The following is a 13,618-nucleotide window of genomic DNA, read 5'->3' as shown; positions in this document are numbered from 1 at the left end:
GGCTTTACGGGACGCGGAGCAGCAGAGCGTCGCCCTGACCGCCACCACCGCAGAGAGCGGCCGCGCCGAGGCCGCCGCCGCGACGACGGAGTTCGTGGATCAGGTGCACGGCGAGCCGCGCGCCGGACGCGCCGATCGGGTGACCGAGCGCGATGGCGCCGCCGTCGACGTTCACCTTGTCCGCGCTGACGCCGAGCTTGTCGCTGGAGACGAGGCCGACGGCGGCGAACGCCTCGTTGATCTCGATGAGGTCGAGCGCGTCCGCGGTCAGCTTCTCCTTGGCCAGCGCGGCGAGGATCGCGTTCGACGGCTGCTCGTGCAGGCTCGCGTCCGGGCCGGCGACCACGCCGTGCGCGCCGATCTCGGCGAGCGCGGTGAGGCCCAGTTTCTCGGCCAGTGCCTTGCTGGCCACGACGACCGCCGCGGCGCCGTCGGAGATCTGCGACGCCGAACCGGCGGTGATCGTGCCGTCGGAGGCGAACGCCGGACGCAGCTTCGCGAGGCCTTCCGCGGTGGTGTCGGCGCGGACGCCTTCGTCCTTCGAGAAGACGACCGGGTCGCCCTTGCGCTGCGGGATCGACACCGGCGCGATCTCGGCGTCGAAGCGGCCCTCCGCGATGGCGGCGGCGGCACGCTGGTGCGAGCGCGCCGAGAACTCGTCCTGCTGCTCGCGGGTGATGCCGTAGCGGCTGTTGTACTTCTCCGTCGACGAGCCCATGGCGACCTGGTCGAAGGCGCAGAACAGACCGTCGTAGGCCATGTGGTCGACGAGCGTGGTGTCGCCGTACTTGAAGCCCGCGCGGGACTTCGGCAGCAGATGCGGCGACTGCGTCATCGACTCCTGGCCGCCCGCGACGATCAGGTCGAACTCACCCGCGCGGATGAGCTGGTCGGCGAGCGCGATGGCGTCGAGACCGGACAGGCAGACCTTGTTGATGGTCAGCGCCGGGACGGTCATCGGGATACCGGCGGCCACCGCGGCCTGGCGGGCGGGGATCTGGCCCGCGCCGGCGGTGAGCACCTGGCCCATGATCGTGTACTGGACCGCGTCCGGCGAGACACCGGCCTGCTCCAGCGCCGCCTTGATGGCGAATCCGCCGAGTTGTGCGCCCGAGAAGTCCTTCAGGGAACCGAGCAATCGCCCGATCGGTGTACGGGCGGCACCCAGGATCACGGAACCGGACACGGCGTCCTCCAAGCATCGGCGCAAGGGCAAAGGGGGTCTTCGCGACCATACCCGGGTCGCGGGTCTCTTGATGGAGCCAGTGTGAGGCGGCGCACGCCGGTCCGCCCGCCCGCGCACCTATCCTGCTCTGCATGAACCAGGCGCTGAAACCGTTCGTGACGGCCATCGACCACGTCGGCATCGCGGTACCCGACCTCGACGCCGCGATCGCCTTCCACGCCGAGCATTTCGGCATGGAGGTCGCGCACGAGGAGGTCAACGAGGAACAGGGCGTCCGCGAGGCGATGCTGCGCGCGCCGGGCGCCGCCGGGACCGAGACCGCGATCCAGCTCCTCGCGCCGCTGCGCGACGATTCCGCGATCGGCAAGTTCCTCGCGAAGAGCGGCCCCGGGCTGCAGCAGCTGGCGTATCGAGTGTCCGATGTGGACGCCGCCGCGGCGGCACTGCGCGCCCAGGGACTCCGGCTGCTCTACGACGAGGCGAAGCGCGGGACTTCCAACAGCCGGGTGAACTTCGTCCACCCCAAGGACGCCGGCGGCGTGCTCGTCGAGTTGGTGGAGCCCGCGAAGGACGGTCACTGACCCCGCGTCAACGCGGAGGCGATGAAGAGGACCTCGCGATCGATTTCGGCGGGGTCCTCGTCCTCGGTGTGCCGCGCTGTCGCGTGCCGGTGGCTGACCGCCCGCGCGAGCAGTCCGGACGCCGAATCGATGTCGGCCGCGGCGAGCTTGCCGCCGGTCGCGGCGACGATCACCGCCTTCACCTGGCGGACGAGTTGCTGGAACCGGTCGGCCAGCGCGTCGCGGACCGCGCGGTGCGTGTCGGCCTCGCGCCACAGCAGATGTGACAGCGCCAAGGAGCGGTTGAACCGTCTGTCGAGTTCGACGACGAGGCCGCGGAGGCTGCCCACGAGGTCGCCGGGGACCACCACGACGGCCGGTTCGATCCGGGCGTCCGGCAGTTCGGCGACCAGCGCGGCCAACAGGTCCGACTTGCGCCGGAAGTAGTAGTGCACCAGGCCTTTCGGCACACCCGCCCGCTCCGCGATCCGCGAAGTGGGCGTGGCGTCGAAACCGGATTCGGCGAAAAGCGCCTCCGCGGCCCGCAGGATGCGCTGTTTCGCCGAATCCTCTTTCACGCCGTTCCCTCCTGAGTCAGTGCTGCCCCGCCGTCCGGTGCGTCGCCTGGGCGATCGGCATCGCCGCCGCCCCGGCCACCACGGTCAGGACGCCGCCGATCCAAGCGGTCCAGGACGCGCCCATGAAGCCGGCGTATCCCATCACCCACGGCGAAATGAACAGCAGCGCGCCCAGGACGATCTGAATGCCTTCGCCATAGACCATGCCAGGCATCGCAAGCGACGCGAGACCGTCGAGGGCGATCAGTGCGCCGAGGATGACGAGCGACCACATGGCGGTGTTGTCCGTGGTCATCCAGAGGGGTGAAAGAGCGACCACGACACCGATGATCACCTCCGCCCAGTCATGGGGACGGGTCCAAGGGCGCGTCGTGGGTTCGTTCATGCGTGCTCACCTCCGAAAATCGGCTGAACCTGCAGGTCGGAGAGGTCTCCACCGCCCATGGTCCGCTTGGTTGGCCAGCCGGTCAAGACCGGCCGGTAACACTTCGGGATGTGTACGTGCTCCACGTCTCGTACAGTTGTGAACCCGGTTACCGGTGAGTAATTTGTTGCGCCTACGCCGTCCCCCCAATCGCGGAGGTTTCGATGACGCAGATCGGCGAGATCCAGCAGGCCATTCTCAACGATGACCTCGGCGCCGTGGCGTCGCTCGACGTGCCGGAGTCCTATCGCGGGGTGACCGTGCGCAAGGACGAGGCAGCCATGTTCGAAGGCCTCGAAAGCCGCGACAAGGACCCGCGCAAGTCGCTGCACGTGGACGAGGTCCCGACGCCGGAGCTCGGCCCTGGCGAGGCGCTGGTCGCGGTCATGGCGAGCGCGATCAACTACAACACCGTCTGGACCTCGATCTTCGAACCGGTCTCGACCTTCAAGTTCCTGGAGCGCTACGGGCGGCTTTCGCCGCTGTCGAAGCGGCACGACCTGCCCTATCACGTGGTCGGCTCGGACCTGTCCGGCGTCGTGCTGCGCACCGGACCCGGCGTGCACAACTGGAAGCCGGGCGACGAGGTCGTCGCGCACTGCCTCAACGTCGAACTCGAAGGCCCGGACGGGCACAACGACACGATGCTCGACACCGAGCAGCGGATCTGGGGTTTCGAGACGAACTTCGGCGGGCTCGCCGAGATCGCGCTCGTGAAGGCGAACCAGCTGATGCCGAAGCCGGGCCACCTCACCTGGGAGGAGGCCGCCTCCCCCGGCCTGGTGAACTCCACCGCCTACCGCCAGCTCGTCTCGCGCAACGGCGCGGACATGAAGCAGGGCGACGTCGTGCTGATCTGGGGCGCTTCGGGTGGCCTCGGTTCCTACGCGACCCAGTACGCGCTCAACGGCGGCGCGATCCCGGTGTGCGTGGTCTCCAGCCCCGAAAAGGCGGAGATCTGCCGGAAGCTCGGCGCGGAGCTGATCATCGACCGCAACGCGGAGGGCTACAAGTTCTGGAAGGACGAGCACAACCAGGACCCGAAGGAGTGGCAGCGGTTCGGCAAGAAGATCCGCGAGCTGACCGGCGGTGAGGACCCGGACATCGTCTTCGAGCACCCTGGCCGCGAGACCTTCGGCGCTTCCGTCTACGCCGCGCGCAAGGGCGGCACGATCGTCACGTGCGCTTCGACTTCCGGCTACATGCACCAGTTCGACAACCGCTACCTGTGGATGAACCTCAAGCGGATCATCGGCAGCCACTTCGCGAACTACCGCGAATCGTGGGAGGCGAACCGGCTGATCGCGAAAGGTCTGATCCACCCGACGCTGTCGAAGACCTACACGCTCGAAGACACCGGGCAGGCCGCGCTGGACGTCCACCGCAACGCGCATCAGGGCAAGGTCGGCGTGCTCGCCCTTGCGCCGGAAGAAGGTCTGGGCGTCCGGAACCACGAGCTGCGCGAAAAGCACATCGACGGGATCAACGCGTTCCGGAACGTTTAGCGCGCCAGAACGCGCTTTCGCCGCGCGTTGCGTGGGTGCTCACCCTTCCGTGACTCCAGCTCGACTACGGTAGAAGGATGAGCCTTGGCGAGGAACGGGAGCTAGTGCCGCTGGGAGCCGGCTTCGACGTGGCGAAGCGCGGTTACAGCCGTGCGCAGGTCGACGAACATCTCGAACGGCTGGACGCCGATCTGAAGATGCTCACCGCCGATCGCGATGCCGCCATCGGACAGGCGGGCGACCTGGCACGGCAGCTGGAGATCGCGCGCGGCGAGATCGCGGACCTGCGCGGACAGGTCGACAGGCTCGCCCAGCCGCCGACGAGCGTCGAAGGCCTTTCCGAGCGCCTGCAGCGCATGTTGCGGCTCGCGCAGGACGAAGCCGCCGACACCAAGGCGCGCGCGGAAGCCGAAGCCGGGCACATCCGCGCGAAGGCGGAGACCGACGCGAGCGCCATGCGTGCCCGCTACGAGCAGCTGCTCAACGAGCTCGACCTCCGTCGCAAGGAGATGGAGGCCGAGCACCGCGGTGTGCTCGAGAAGGCCCGCGCCGAGGCGAAGGACATCATCGACAAGGCGAAGGCCGAGCGCGACAAGCTCGACGCCGAGTCGCAGCAGCGCCGCACGCAGGTCGAAGAGGACTTCGAGATCGCGATGGCGTCGCGCCGCACCGAGGCCATGCACGCGCTGGCCGAGCAGGAGGCCGCGAGCAAGGCCGAGGCCGCCCGCCGCGTCCGCGAGGCCACCGAGGACGCGGCCGCCATCCGCGCGAAGGTGCTCGAAGAGGAGACGGCGGCCAAGGCCGACATCGAACGCCGTCAGCGGGAGTCCGTCGCCGACGCCAACAAGCGCAAACAGGACTCGATCACCGAGGCCAACGCCCGGCTCGCCGAGGCGGCCGACGAGGCACGCCGCCGCGTCCGGCAGGCCACCGAGGAGTCCAACCGGCGGATCACCCAGGCCACCGAACGGGTGGAAGCGCTCCGCAAGGTGCGCTCCAGCCTGGCCGAGCAGGTCCGCACCGCGCGGACCGCGCTCGCCGAGGCGACGCACGTGCTCGGCGACGAACCGCATATCCCGGCGGAGCTCAAGGCGAAGCCGTCACCCGACGCGGAAGCCACCGTGCAGCTGCGGACGGCCGATGTGCCGAAGGCCACATCCGGCGCGAAGCCTTCACCACGACCTGCGGCAGCGCAGAAACCGACTGGCGAGTAACCTTTCCACCCGACCGCTCTCACGACGGCCTGCGAGCCACTCGCCGAGCGGTTATCGTCGCTGCTCGCACGCAGGTGCGGGCTGTCAGATCGGTGGAGGTTGCGGATGGCTGCATATCGGACCGTGGTCGTGGGCACGGACGGATCGGATTCCTCGTTCGCCGCGGTCGACCGGGCGGCGAGCGTCGCCGGGGACTCCGGAGCGACCCTGGTCGTCGTGTGCGCCTACTACCCCGCCAACAAGGGCGACGTGGAGAAGGCGCAGGACGTCCTCGGTGACGAGGCGTACCAGGTGGTGGGCTCGGCACCGGCCGAGGACACCCTCCTGTCCGCCCGTGACCGGGCCGCGAAGGCCGGCGCGAAGAACATCGAGACCGCCGCTGTCGTCGGCGACCCCGTCGACGCGCTGCGCAAGGTCGTCGCCGACCGCTCCGCCGACCTGCTGGTGGTCGGCAACCGCGGGCTGAACACCCTCGCGGGCCGCATCCTGGGCTCCGTGCCGTCCGAAGTCGCGCGAAAGTCCGGGGTGGACGTGCTCATCGTCCACACCACCTGATGCCCGAACCCGGCGAGATCCCGGCCGACGCGCTGCAACAGCGACTCGAACGGATCCTGCTCGGCGGAAAGCGCAAGTACACCCGGCTCGAAGTCGCCGAGAAGGCAGGCGTTCCCGAGGAACGCTCTCGGCGGCTTTGGCGTGCGCTGGGCTTCGCGACCGTCGATGACGACGAGGTCGTCTTCACCGACGCCGACATCGAAGCGATCCGCACCGCGGATCAGCTGATGAACTCGGGACTGATCGACCCGAGCATCGAACTGGCCGTGACCCGCGCGCTGGGCCAGCACCTTTCGCGGCTCGCGGAATGGCAGGTCCACATGCTGTGGACGATGATCACCGAGAACAAGGAGATCGGCAGCAGCGAACGGCAGATCGGGCGGCTGGTCGAACGGCTGCTGCCCGAACTGGAGAAGGTCCAGGAGTTCGTCTGGCGCCGCCACCTCGCGGCCTACGCCGGCCGGGCGATGGCCCTTCCCGACGAGGACCTCGAGGCGAGGACCGAGGTGGTCGGGTTCGTCGACATGGTCGGCTACACCCGGCTGACCAGGCAGGTCGACGAAGAGCGGCTGACCGACATCCTCGACCGGTTCGAATCCGTCGCCACCGAGGTGGTCGCCGACCACCACGGGCGGATCGTGAAGATGATCGGCGACGAGGTCCTGTTCGTCGCCGATTCCGCCGTCGACGGCGCCGAGATCGCCCTCGCCCTGTCCGAACGCGCCGACGCCGACGAGACCCTGCCCGCGGTGCGCGCGGGCCTCGCGTCGGGCCGGATCCTCAGCCGGTTCGGCGACGTCTACGGCTCGGTCGTGAACCTCGCCGCCCGCCTCACCTCGACCGCGCGGCCGGGCACCATCCTGGTGGACAAGGAACTCGCCACGGAGCTGTCGGACTTCCCGGAATACGAGGTTCGCACGCGACGGCCGGTGTCGGTCCGGGGGTACAACCGGCTGCGGCCTTCCTCCCTGCGCCGGGCGCGGGAACGGCCTTCGGGCATGTTCGCCTCTTCGCAGCAGCTTGCCGCGGAAATGCTGGGACTGGCTGACGCCGCCTCTGCTGCCGCGCCCGCTCCGGGCGAGGACGCCACCGCTGAGTCGTTGCCGCCTCGGCCGCGGCCGCGGTCCAAGCGCCGGCGGCGCTGAGCTCCCGCCGGGGAGAGCAAGGGACCTTTGCTATCGCTTCTGCGGCCGCGGAAGCCCCAGTGTCATGAAAGGGTCGTTCAGGACATTTTTCGTCCTGAACGACCCTTTCATGACATCCGTGAAGGGCACCAACGCGAGGTCAGGCTGGCAGCACGGCGTACTGCCGCACGTAGAGATCGGTGTAGGTGACCGGACCGCGCGGTCCGGGGACCTTGTCCAGGTTGATGCCGGTCTCGGGGACGGCTAGGAGCTTGAAGCCGTCTAGCAGCCGGGTCGGGGCGTTCCAGAAGACGCCGGTGCCGGTGTACGCGTCGAAGAACGCGTCGGCGGCTTCGCTGCTTTCGGTGGCGATGCCGGCGGCCAGGCCCGAGGTGCGCTCGTTGGCGATCTCCGCCGCTTCGGGCAGGCCCGAGACCTTCGCGACGGTGACGGTGGCTTCGCGGTCGGAGTCGAGGGCCCATTCGTAGCCGATGGCGTGCTCGTGCGGGGCGAGCGACGGGGTCACGCCGCGTTCGGCCAGCGCGCCGGAGATGCCGGGCCAGACGCGGTCGTGGGCGTCTTCGTGGATCAGCAGCAGGTTCAGCCGGTTGCAGACGCCGAGCCGGTCGAGGCTGTTGAAAACCAGGTCGCGCACCTTGTCGGTGTCGACGGCCTCGTCGACGTACAGCACGCCGCCGCCGTCGGCGTGGGCCAGCGTGCGGACACCGTGGACGGCCGCCTCGGTGGCCAGCGCCCTGGTGCTGTCACCGCTGCCGCGCAGGATGACCAGCGGCACGAGCGCCGGGAACCGGACCAGCGCGGAAGCCGCTTCGCGTTCGGCGCGCGGCACCAGCTGGATGACGTCCGGGTCGATGCCTGCCTCGGCGAGCGCGGGGGCGATCACGGTCTCGCGCAGACGCTGGGCCGAGCCGAGCGCGGCGGAACCCGTGCGGAGCACGCCGCCATTGCGCGACTTCACCAACTGCGAGGCGACGTCGACCGTGACGTTCGGCCGCGCCTCGTAGTTCGCGCCGATCACGCCGACCGGGCGGCGGCGTTCCACCAGCCGCAGTCCTCCGTCCAAAGTGGACACATCGACGGACCGCTCCTGATGCGGCGCGCCCGCCAGGAGACGGAGCTGTTCGGCCATGCCGGTCAGCCGCTCGGGGGTGATGGTGAGCCTGTCGAGCAGGCCCGCGCTCATCCCGTCCTCGCGTGCCTTGGCGATGTCGGCCTGGTTCGCTTCGAGCACGACATCGGCGTGCTCGACCAGCTTGTCGGCCATGGCGTTCAGCGCGGCGTCGATCGCCTCGGCGGAGGCGGCGGCCAGCGACGGTGCGGCCCGTTTCGCCGATCGAGCGCATTCCTCGACGGCCTTGGCGACCTCGTCCATCTGGTGACTCCTTCCGCGCGGAACGAGCCATCAGTCTGCCGTACCGCCCCGGTCAGGCGACGGTCGGCTCCAGCAGCCACAACCCGCCCGCGAAGAGACAGCTCACCGTCAGCACGGCCATCACCAGCACCCACAGCACCGCGGGCATCCCGGTGAGCCTGCCGAGCTGATCGGCGTCGGAATCCCTCGCCGCACCCCGGCGCCGCTTGATCTGCAGCTCGACCACCGGCCGGACGCCGCCGAACAGCAGGAACCAGGTCAGCAGGTAGACGAAGATCGCCTGGAACCACGAGGGCGCCACCAGCGCGACCAGCCCGAGCACCACCGAGCTGGCGACCACGGTGAACACGCCGTAGGTGTTGCGCACCATCACCAGCACGCCCAGCAGCATCAGCGCCATCACCACCAGCACGACGGTGATCAGGTCCGACGAGAGCAGCCCCGCGAACACCAGCCCGAGCACGGCGGCCGCCGGATACCCGGCCAGCGCGGTGAACGCCATCCCCGGCCCCTCCGGTTTGCCGCGGGAGACGGTGACCCCGGAGGTGTCCGAGTGCAGCTTGATGCCCTGCAGCCGTCGCCCGACCAGCACCGCCGCCACCGCGTGGCCCGCCTCGTGGACGAGCGTGATCAGGTTGCGGGCGATCCGCCAAGGCCTGCCCGAGAGCACCACGAGCAGGGCGAGACCACCGGTGACCAGGGTGATCGTGCCAGGCGGGGTGGACTGGGCGATGTCGGAAACCGTTTCGGCGGGAGACGCGCTCACCGCACCAGCTCACCACAAGCCGGATATGTCCTGTGTCAGGCGGTCATCGAACCCCCGAACTCGCGCGTGCGAAACTCCCGGTCGTTGCGCAGGGCGAAGGCCACCCAACTGCGGAACGGCCGCCATACCGCGGACAGCTCCTCCAGCTCCTCGGGCGGCGCCATCGGCAGGTCGTACGCGGCCCGCATGGCCTCCTGCAACCGGGGCTCGCCCGCGGGGAAGACGTCCGGATGCCCGGCGCCCCTGATCAGGATCAGTTGCGCCGAGAACGGCCCGATCCCCGGCAACCGCTGCAACCAGCGCAGCGCGTCGGGGACCGGCATCGCGCGCAGATAAGCGGCGTCGAGCAGACCGTCCTTGGCGGCGTTGGCCACCGCGCGCAACCGCTCGGCCTTCACCTCCGGCAGACCACGTCCGGCCTCGGGCCCGGCCAGCACGTCCGGCGCAGGGAACGACCTGAGGATCTTCCCGCCGACGTCCACGGGCCTGCCGAACTCCTCGGCGAGCCGTCGTTTCACCGTGGCGGCCTGCGACATCCGCGCGCGGTGACTCAGGATCGCCCAGCAGGCCGCTTCGTAGGGCGAATGGAACAGCACGGGCCGCAGCCCGGGGAACGTCTGCTGCAGACGGCGCACCACGGGATCCGCGGCGCCGATCTTGGCGAAGCCGACGCCGTCGACGTCCACCGAAAGGATCCGGCGTACCTGGGCGCCGACCTCGACGGCGAGCCCTTCCTCGGCGAAGACCTCCACCTCGATCGAGCCGGGCGATCTCTGTCTGACGGCCGCACCGACGTGCTCCCAGCCCGCTTCGGCGGGAAAGGCGAAGCGCAGGGTGCCGGGTTCGGCGGCGGCGTCCGCGCGGCACGCGGGCGGGAAGTCGGTCAGGAACCGGATGGACTTGTCGAGGTCGAACGGGCCGCGCACCGGGATGCGAAGCGTGGTCGTGGCGGTGTGCTGCAGGATCGAGCCGGTCATTTCGGGCTCCTTCGGCTGGGGAACGGCGACTCCCTCCGACGTTAGAGATGGCCACCGACAGTTTCGGGTCGCGGCGGCGGGAATGTCGCGAACGGGCCGGTCATGGCAGATTCTCCGGTGAAGACCGTGAAGGGAGCAGCCATGCCGGACCATCGCGAACGTCTCGAAAGCCTGCTGCGGCCGGGCACCACACCCACCGCCACTCCGAAGGATTTCCTTGACCTGCTGGGAGAAATCCCGCAGGCGGGGCCGCCGACCGGACTCGCGCAGCGGCTGATGCGCACCTCCGCCGTGCCGATGATCTACGAGCGGTACTGGCGCCCGACGCTGGGCAGGGTCGCGAAAGGACTGAACGGCCCGACCATGGCGGACGAGGTCCGTATCGCGATCGAAGCGCTCGGCCTGCGCCCCGGCCAGGTTTCGCTGGACGTCGCGTGCGGCACCGGACGGTTCACGCGTGCCTTCGGCGAAGCGGTGGGCCCGGACGGGTTGTCCATCGGCCTCGACGGTTCGGTCACCATGCTGGAAAAGGCACTCTCCGCCCCCAATCCGCCGTCGGTGGCCTACCTTCGCGCCGACGCCGTCGACCTGCCGCTCGATGATTCCACTGTGGACGCCGTCTGCTGCTTCGCCGCGCTGCACATGTTCGCCGATCCGGACGCGGCGCTGGATTCGTTCGCCCGCGTGCTGAAACCCGGCGGCTCACTGGTGATGCTGACCAGTGCCCGGCACAGCGATCAGCCGATGCGGCTGGCGGACACCGTCCTCGGGAGGCTGAGCGGGCAGCGGATGTTCGACCGCGGCGAGATCGCGGCGAAACTTCTCCGGCGCGGCTTCGACCACGTCGACGAGCGGTACTCCGGTGTCACGCAGATCGTCACGGCGGAGCTAGGAGTTAACATCCGGAAATGATCCGCTCTGAGCACGCTTCGCCGATTCCCCCCGACGACGGCTACCTCCGTTCGCTGGTCGAAGCGACCGCGGGCGCCGTCGCCGCGGCCGAACCCCTCGGCTCGCCCCACGACGGCGCGGACGCCGCCACGCGGGACGCCGTCAGCACCGAGATCCGCGCGCTGACGGCGGAACTGGTGGGGCTGAGCCAAGACCTGCACGCTCATCCCGAAGAGGGATTCGCCGAGCACCGCTCGGTCCGCGCGCTCGGGGACCTGCTCCAGCGGCACGGTCACGAGGTGACGATCGGCGCGGGCGGACTGGACACCGCCTTGGTCGCGACCACCCCCGGCAGCGGTCCGCACATCGCCGTCCTCTCCGAGTACGACGCCCTTCCCGGGCTCGGCCACGGCTGCGGGCACAACGTCATCTGCACCGCGGGCGCGGGCGGTTTCCTCGGCGCGGCGGCGGTCGCCGAACGGCTGGGCGGCCGGGTCTCGCTGATCGGCACGCCGGCGGAGGAAGGCGGTGGCGGCAAGGAGACGATGGCCCGCGCGGGTGTTTTCGACGACGTCGACGCCGTGGTCATGCTGCATCCGTTCAGCCACGACATCGCCATGCACCCGTTCCTCGGCAGGCGGCAGCTGGAAATGGTGTTCCACGGGGTCGGCGCGCACGCCTCGGCTCAGCCGTTCATGGGACGCAACGCGCTCGACGCCGCCGTCGCCGCCTATCAGGGCGTCGCGGCGCTTCGGCAGCACTTGCCCTCCAGCGACCGAGTCCACGGGGTCTTCACCGATGGCGGCGCGCGGCCGAACGTCGTCCCCGAACGCGCGGCTCTGCTGTTCTACCTCCGCTCCGCGCAACCGGACACGCTGCGCGACCTCGCCGAGCGGGTTTCGGCGATCGCGCGCGGCGCGGCGGAGATGACCGGCTGCGGCGTCGAACTGAAGTGGGACGACCAGCCCGCGTATCTGCCGATCCGGTTCAACACCACCCTCGCCGGGCGCTGGTCGGTGCATCAGGTCGACGCCGGCCGCAAACCGCTGCCGCCGGGGATCGTGCCCGAATTCCTCACCGGCTCGACCGATCTCGGCAACCTCTCCTACCGGATGCCCGCGATCCACCCGATGATCGCCATCGCCGGACCGACGACCGCCTTGCACACCAAGGAGTTCGCGGCCGCGGCCGGTTCGCCGGACGGCGACCGCGCGGTCGTCGACGGCGCGCTGGGGCTGGCGCTGACCGCCGTCGACTACCTGGCCGACGCGAAACTCCGCGCCGCGGTGCACGAGGAGTTCGAGGCATCGGGCGGGGCATTGGACGTCCCGGCGTTCTTCGACTGAGCCTTCTCAGGAGATTCTTCTCAGGAAAGCCCTGGGGATTTCCACAGGCGGTTCACAAGTACGGGCGCGAATCTTGTTCCATGACCGAGAACGAGAGTCGGCCCGGCCCCGCCTCCACCGGTGGGCCCCAGCCGCCGCACCAGCAGCAGTACCCCGGCTACACCCCTTGGCAGGCCGCGCCGAATCCGCTCTTCACCCCGCAGCCTCCCCCGGCTCCGGCGCCCCGCAAGAAGGGCGGCCGGGTCTCCGTCCTCGTCACCGCGACGGCGCTCGCCGCCGCACTCTTCGGCGGAGTCGGTGGAGCGGCGATCGTGGGGCTCGGCTCCACGTCGTCGGCGTCGGGCACGGGTTCGTCCGCGGTCGCCAACGGGCAACTGGTCGGGAACAACACTTCGGGTGACGTCAGCGGTGTCGCCGCGAAGGTGACCCCGAGCGTCGTCCAGGTGAACGTGACCACCGCGCAGGGTGAGGCCGTCGGCTCCGGCGTCATCCTGACGGCGGACGGGCGCATCCTCACCAACGCCCACGTGGTCGCCGACGCCCAGGGCGACGTGACCGTCACGCTGTCGGACGGCAAGCAGTACAAGGCGAGCGTGGTCGGCGCCGACACGAAGGCCGACATCGCCGTGCTCCAGGCGAAGGACGCGAGCGGCCTGACACCGGCTTCGCTCGGCGATTCGAGCAAGCTCTCCGTCGGCCAGCAGGTCGTCGCGATCGGCTCGCCCGGCGGGTTGCAGAACACCGTGACCACCGGGATCGTGAGCGCGCTGAACCGCAACCTAGACGAGTTGAGCAGTGGCCAGGAACGGCGCTCGCCCTACAGCAGGACCACGAACGAAGCCGGGCCGAGCTACACCGCGATCCAGACCGACGCCCCGATCAACCAGGGCAACTCGGGCGGGGCGCTGGTGGACGCGCAGGGGAACGTCATCGGCATCAACTCGGCGCTGTACAACCCGGCCTCGACCGGCAGCATCGGCATCGGCTTCGCGATCCCCGTCAACGACGCGAAGAAGATCGTCGATCAGATCGTCGGCTGACCCCGGCCTTCTGGACCGCGTCAGGGGGCGGCCCAGCCGGTGAGCGCGTGAAGGGCTCC

At 69.8% G+C, this 13,618-nt stretch carries 14 protein-coding genes; 8 read left to right on the top strand and 6 right to left on the bottom strand.

Annotation, left to right across the window (positions count from 1 at the left end):
* Positions 1 to 4: 4 nt before the first annotated feature.
* Entirely contained in the window at positions 5 to 1,186 is a 1,182-nt protein-coding gene (locus tag ACIHAO_RS30890; protein WP_396563742.1) for an acetyl-CoA C-acetyltransferase, read from the bottom strand.
* 131 nt (positions 1,187 to 1,317) lie between these two features.
* Between ACIHAO_RS30890 and mce the strand changes: the two genes are divergently transcribed.
* Positions 1,318 to 1,767: a methylmalonyl-CoA epimerase gene (mce, locus tag ACIHAO_RS30885; protein WP_396563740.1), complete on the top strand. Its 450-nt coding sequence runs from the start codon at positions 1,318 to 1,320 to the stop codon at positions 1,765 to 1,767.
* Here the strand turns inward: mce and ACIHAO_RS30880 are convergent.
* Together ACIHAO_RS30880 and ACIHAO_RS30875 are read right to left on the bottom strand one after the other, a co-directional pair.
* Positions 1,761 to 2,324 (bottom strand): TetR/AcrR family transcriptional regulator, encoded by a 564-nt coding sequence (locus ACIHAO_RS30880; RefSeq protein WP_125792365.1) that lies wholly within the window; start codon positions 2,322 to 2,324, stop codon positions 1,761 to 1,763. The genes mce and ACIHAO_RS30880 overlap by 7 nt on opposite strands.
* 16 nt (positions 2,325 to 2,340) lie before the next feature.
* Positions 2,341 to 2,709 (bottom strand): SPW repeat protein, encoded by a 369-nt coding sequence (locus ACIHAO_RS30875; RefSeq protein ID WP_396563737.1) that lies wholly within the window; start codon positions 2,707 to 2,709, stop codon positions 2,341 to 2,343.
* A gap of 203 nt (positions 2,710 to 2,912) precedes the next feature.
* Here ACIHAO_RS30875 and ccrA point away from each other — a divergent pair, with 203 nt between their 5' ends.
* The 4 genes from ccrA to ACIHAO_RS30855 all read left to right on the top strand — a co-directional run bounded on the left by ccrA (position 2,913) and on the right by ACIHAO_RS30855 (position 7,167).
* Positions 2,913 to 4,253: a crotonyl-CoA carboxylase/reductase gene (gene ccrA, locus ACIHAO_RS30870; RefSeq protein ID WP_125798988.1), complete on the top strand. Its 1,341-nt coding sequence runs from the start codon at positions 2,913 to 2,915 to the stop codon at positions 4,251 to 4,253.
* Between the two features lie 104 nt (positions 4,254 to 4,357).
* The gene (locus ACIHAO_RS30865) at positions 4,358 to 5,467 is read left to right on the top strand and encodes a chromosome segregation protein (RefSeq protein WP_396563906.1); all 1,110 of its coding nucleotides are present in this window, start codon (positions 4,358 to 4,360) and stop codon (positions 5,465 to 5,467) included.
* A gap of 105 nt (positions 5,468 to 5,572) precedes the next feature.
* Entirely contained in the window at positions 5,573 to 6,022 is a 450-nt protein-coding gene (locus tag ACIHAO_RS30860) for a universal stress protein (protein ID WP_396563735.1), read from the top strand.
* Positions 6,022 to 7,167, top strand: a complete 1,146-nt coding sequence (locus ACIHAO_RS30855; RefSeq protein WP_396563733.1) for an adenylate cyclase regulatory domain-containing protein — start codon at positions 6,022 to 6,024, stop codon at positions 7,165 to 7,167. The genes ACIHAO_RS30860 and ACIHAO_RS30855 overlap by 1 nt, the downstream gene beginning before the upstream one ends.
* 139 nt (positions 7,168 to 7,306) lie before the next feature.
* Here the strand turns inward: ACIHAO_RS30855 and ACIHAO_RS30850 are convergent, their stop codons facing one another.
* Genes ACIHAO_RS30850 through ACIHAO_RS30840 form a run of 3 tightly spaced genes read right to left on the bottom strand, consistent with a single transcriptional unit; the run spans position 7,307 to position 10,282 of the window.
* The gene (locus ACIHAO_RS30850) at positions 7,307 to 8,539 is read right to left on the bottom strand and encodes an aldehyde dehydrogenase family protein (protein ID WP_396563731.1); all 1,233 of its coding nucleotides are present in this window, start codon (positions 8,537 to 8,539) and stop codon (positions 7,307 to 7,309) included.
* A gap of 52 nt (positions 8,540 to 8,591) precedes the next feature.
* Positions 8,592 to 9,305: a M50 family metallopeptidase gene (locus ACIHAO_RS30845; protein WP_396563729.1), complete on the bottom strand. Its 714-nt coding sequence runs from the start codon at positions 9,303 to 9,305 to the stop codon at positions 8,592 to 8,594.
* 35 nt (positions 9,306 to 9,340) lie between these two features.
* Positions 9,341 to 10,282 (bottom strand): DNA-3-methyladenine glycosylase family protein, encoded by a 942-nt coding sequence (locus ACIHAO_RS30840; protein ID WP_396563727.1) that lies wholly within the window; start codon positions 10,280 to 10,282, stop codon positions 9,341 to 9,343.
* A gap of 141 nt (positions 10,283 to 10,423) precedes the next feature.
* Here ACIHAO_RS30840 and ACIHAO_RS30835 point away from each other — a divergent pair, with 141 nt between their 5' ends.
* The 3 genes from ACIHAO_RS30835 to ACIHAO_RS30825 all read left to right on the top strand — a co-directional run bounded on the left by ACIHAO_RS30835 (position 10,424) and on the right by ACIHAO_RS30825 (position 13,559).
* The gene (locus tag ACIHAO_RS30835) at positions 10,424 to 11,194 is read left to right on the top strand and encodes a class I SAM-dependent methyltransferase (RefSeq protein WP_396563725.1); all 771 of its coding nucleotides are present in this window, start codon (positions 10,424 to 10,426) and stop codon (positions 11,192 to 11,194) included.
* Entirely contained in the window at positions 11,191 to 12,519 is a 1,329-nt protein-coding gene (locus ACIHAO_RS30830) for a M20 family metallopeptidase (protein ID WP_396563723.1), read from the top strand. Before ACIHAO_RS30835 ends, ACIHAO_RS30830 begins: the two co-directional genes overlap by 4 nt.
* 80 nt (positions 12,520 to 12,599) lie before the next feature.
* The gene (locus ACIHAO_RS30825; protein ID WP_396563721.1) at positions 12,600 to 13,559 is read left to right on the top strand and encodes a S1C family serine protease; all 960 of its coding nucleotides are present in this window, start codon (positions 12,600 to 12,602) and stop codon (positions 13,557 to 13,559) included.
* The last annotated feature ends 59 nt before the right edge of the window (positions 13,560 to 13,618 follow it).

Source organism: Amycolatopsis sp. NPDC052450 (assembly GCF_044547565.1).
GTDB lineage: Bacteria > Actinomycetota > Actinomycetes > Mycobacteriales > Pseudonocardiaceae > Amycolatopsis.
The sequence above is the reverse complement of the archived record's forward strand: the minus strand, read 5'-3'. Positions and strand labels throughout refer to the sequence as shown.

What these genes read in the sequence shown, in the direction of transcription:
- mce (WP_396563740.1), top strand. Translation starts at nt 1,318, where the DNA reads ATGAACCAGGCGCTGAAACCGTTCGTGACGGCCATCGACCACGTCGGC.
- ACIHAO_RS30875 (WP_396563737.1), bottom strand. Translation starts at nt 2,709, where the DNA reads ATGAACGAACCCACGACGCGCCCTTGGACCCGTCCCCATGACTGGGCG.
- ccrA (WP_125798988.1), top strand. Translation starts at nt 2,913, where the DNA reads ATGACGCAGATCGGCGAGATCCAGCAGGCCATTCTCAACGATGACCTC.
- ACIHAO_RS30860 (WP_396563735.1), top strand. Translation starts at nt 5,573, where the DNA reads ATGGCTGCATATCGGACCGTGGTCGTGGGCACGGACGGATCGGATTCC.
- ACIHAO_RS30855 (WP_396563733.1), top strand. Translation starts at nt 6,022, where the DNA reads ATGCCCGAACCCGGCGAGATCCCGGCCGACGCGCTGCAACAGCGACTC.
- ACIHAO_RS30850 (WP_396563731.1), bottom strand. Translation starts at nt 8,539, where the DNA reads ATGGACGAGGTCGCCAAGGCCGTCGAGGAATGCGCTCGATCGGCGAAA.
- ACIHAO_RS30840 (WP_396563727.1), bottom strand. Translation starts at nt 10,282, where the DNA reads ATGACCGGCTCGATCCTGCAGCACACCGCCACGACCACGCTTCGCATC.
- ACIHAO_RS30835 (WP_396563725.1), top strand. Translation starts at nt 10,424, where the DNA reads ATGCCGGACCATCGCGAACGTCTCGAAAGCCTGCTGCGGCCGGGCACC.
- ACIHAO_RS30830 (WP_396563723.1), top strand. Translation starts at nt 11,191, where the DNA reads ATGATCCGCTCTGAGCACGCTTCGCCGATTCCCCCCGACGACGGCTAC.
- ACIHAO_RS30825 (WP_396563721.1), top strand. Translation starts at nt 12,600, where the DNA reads ATGACCGAGAACGAGAGTCGGCCCGGCCCCGCCTCCACCGGTGGGCCC.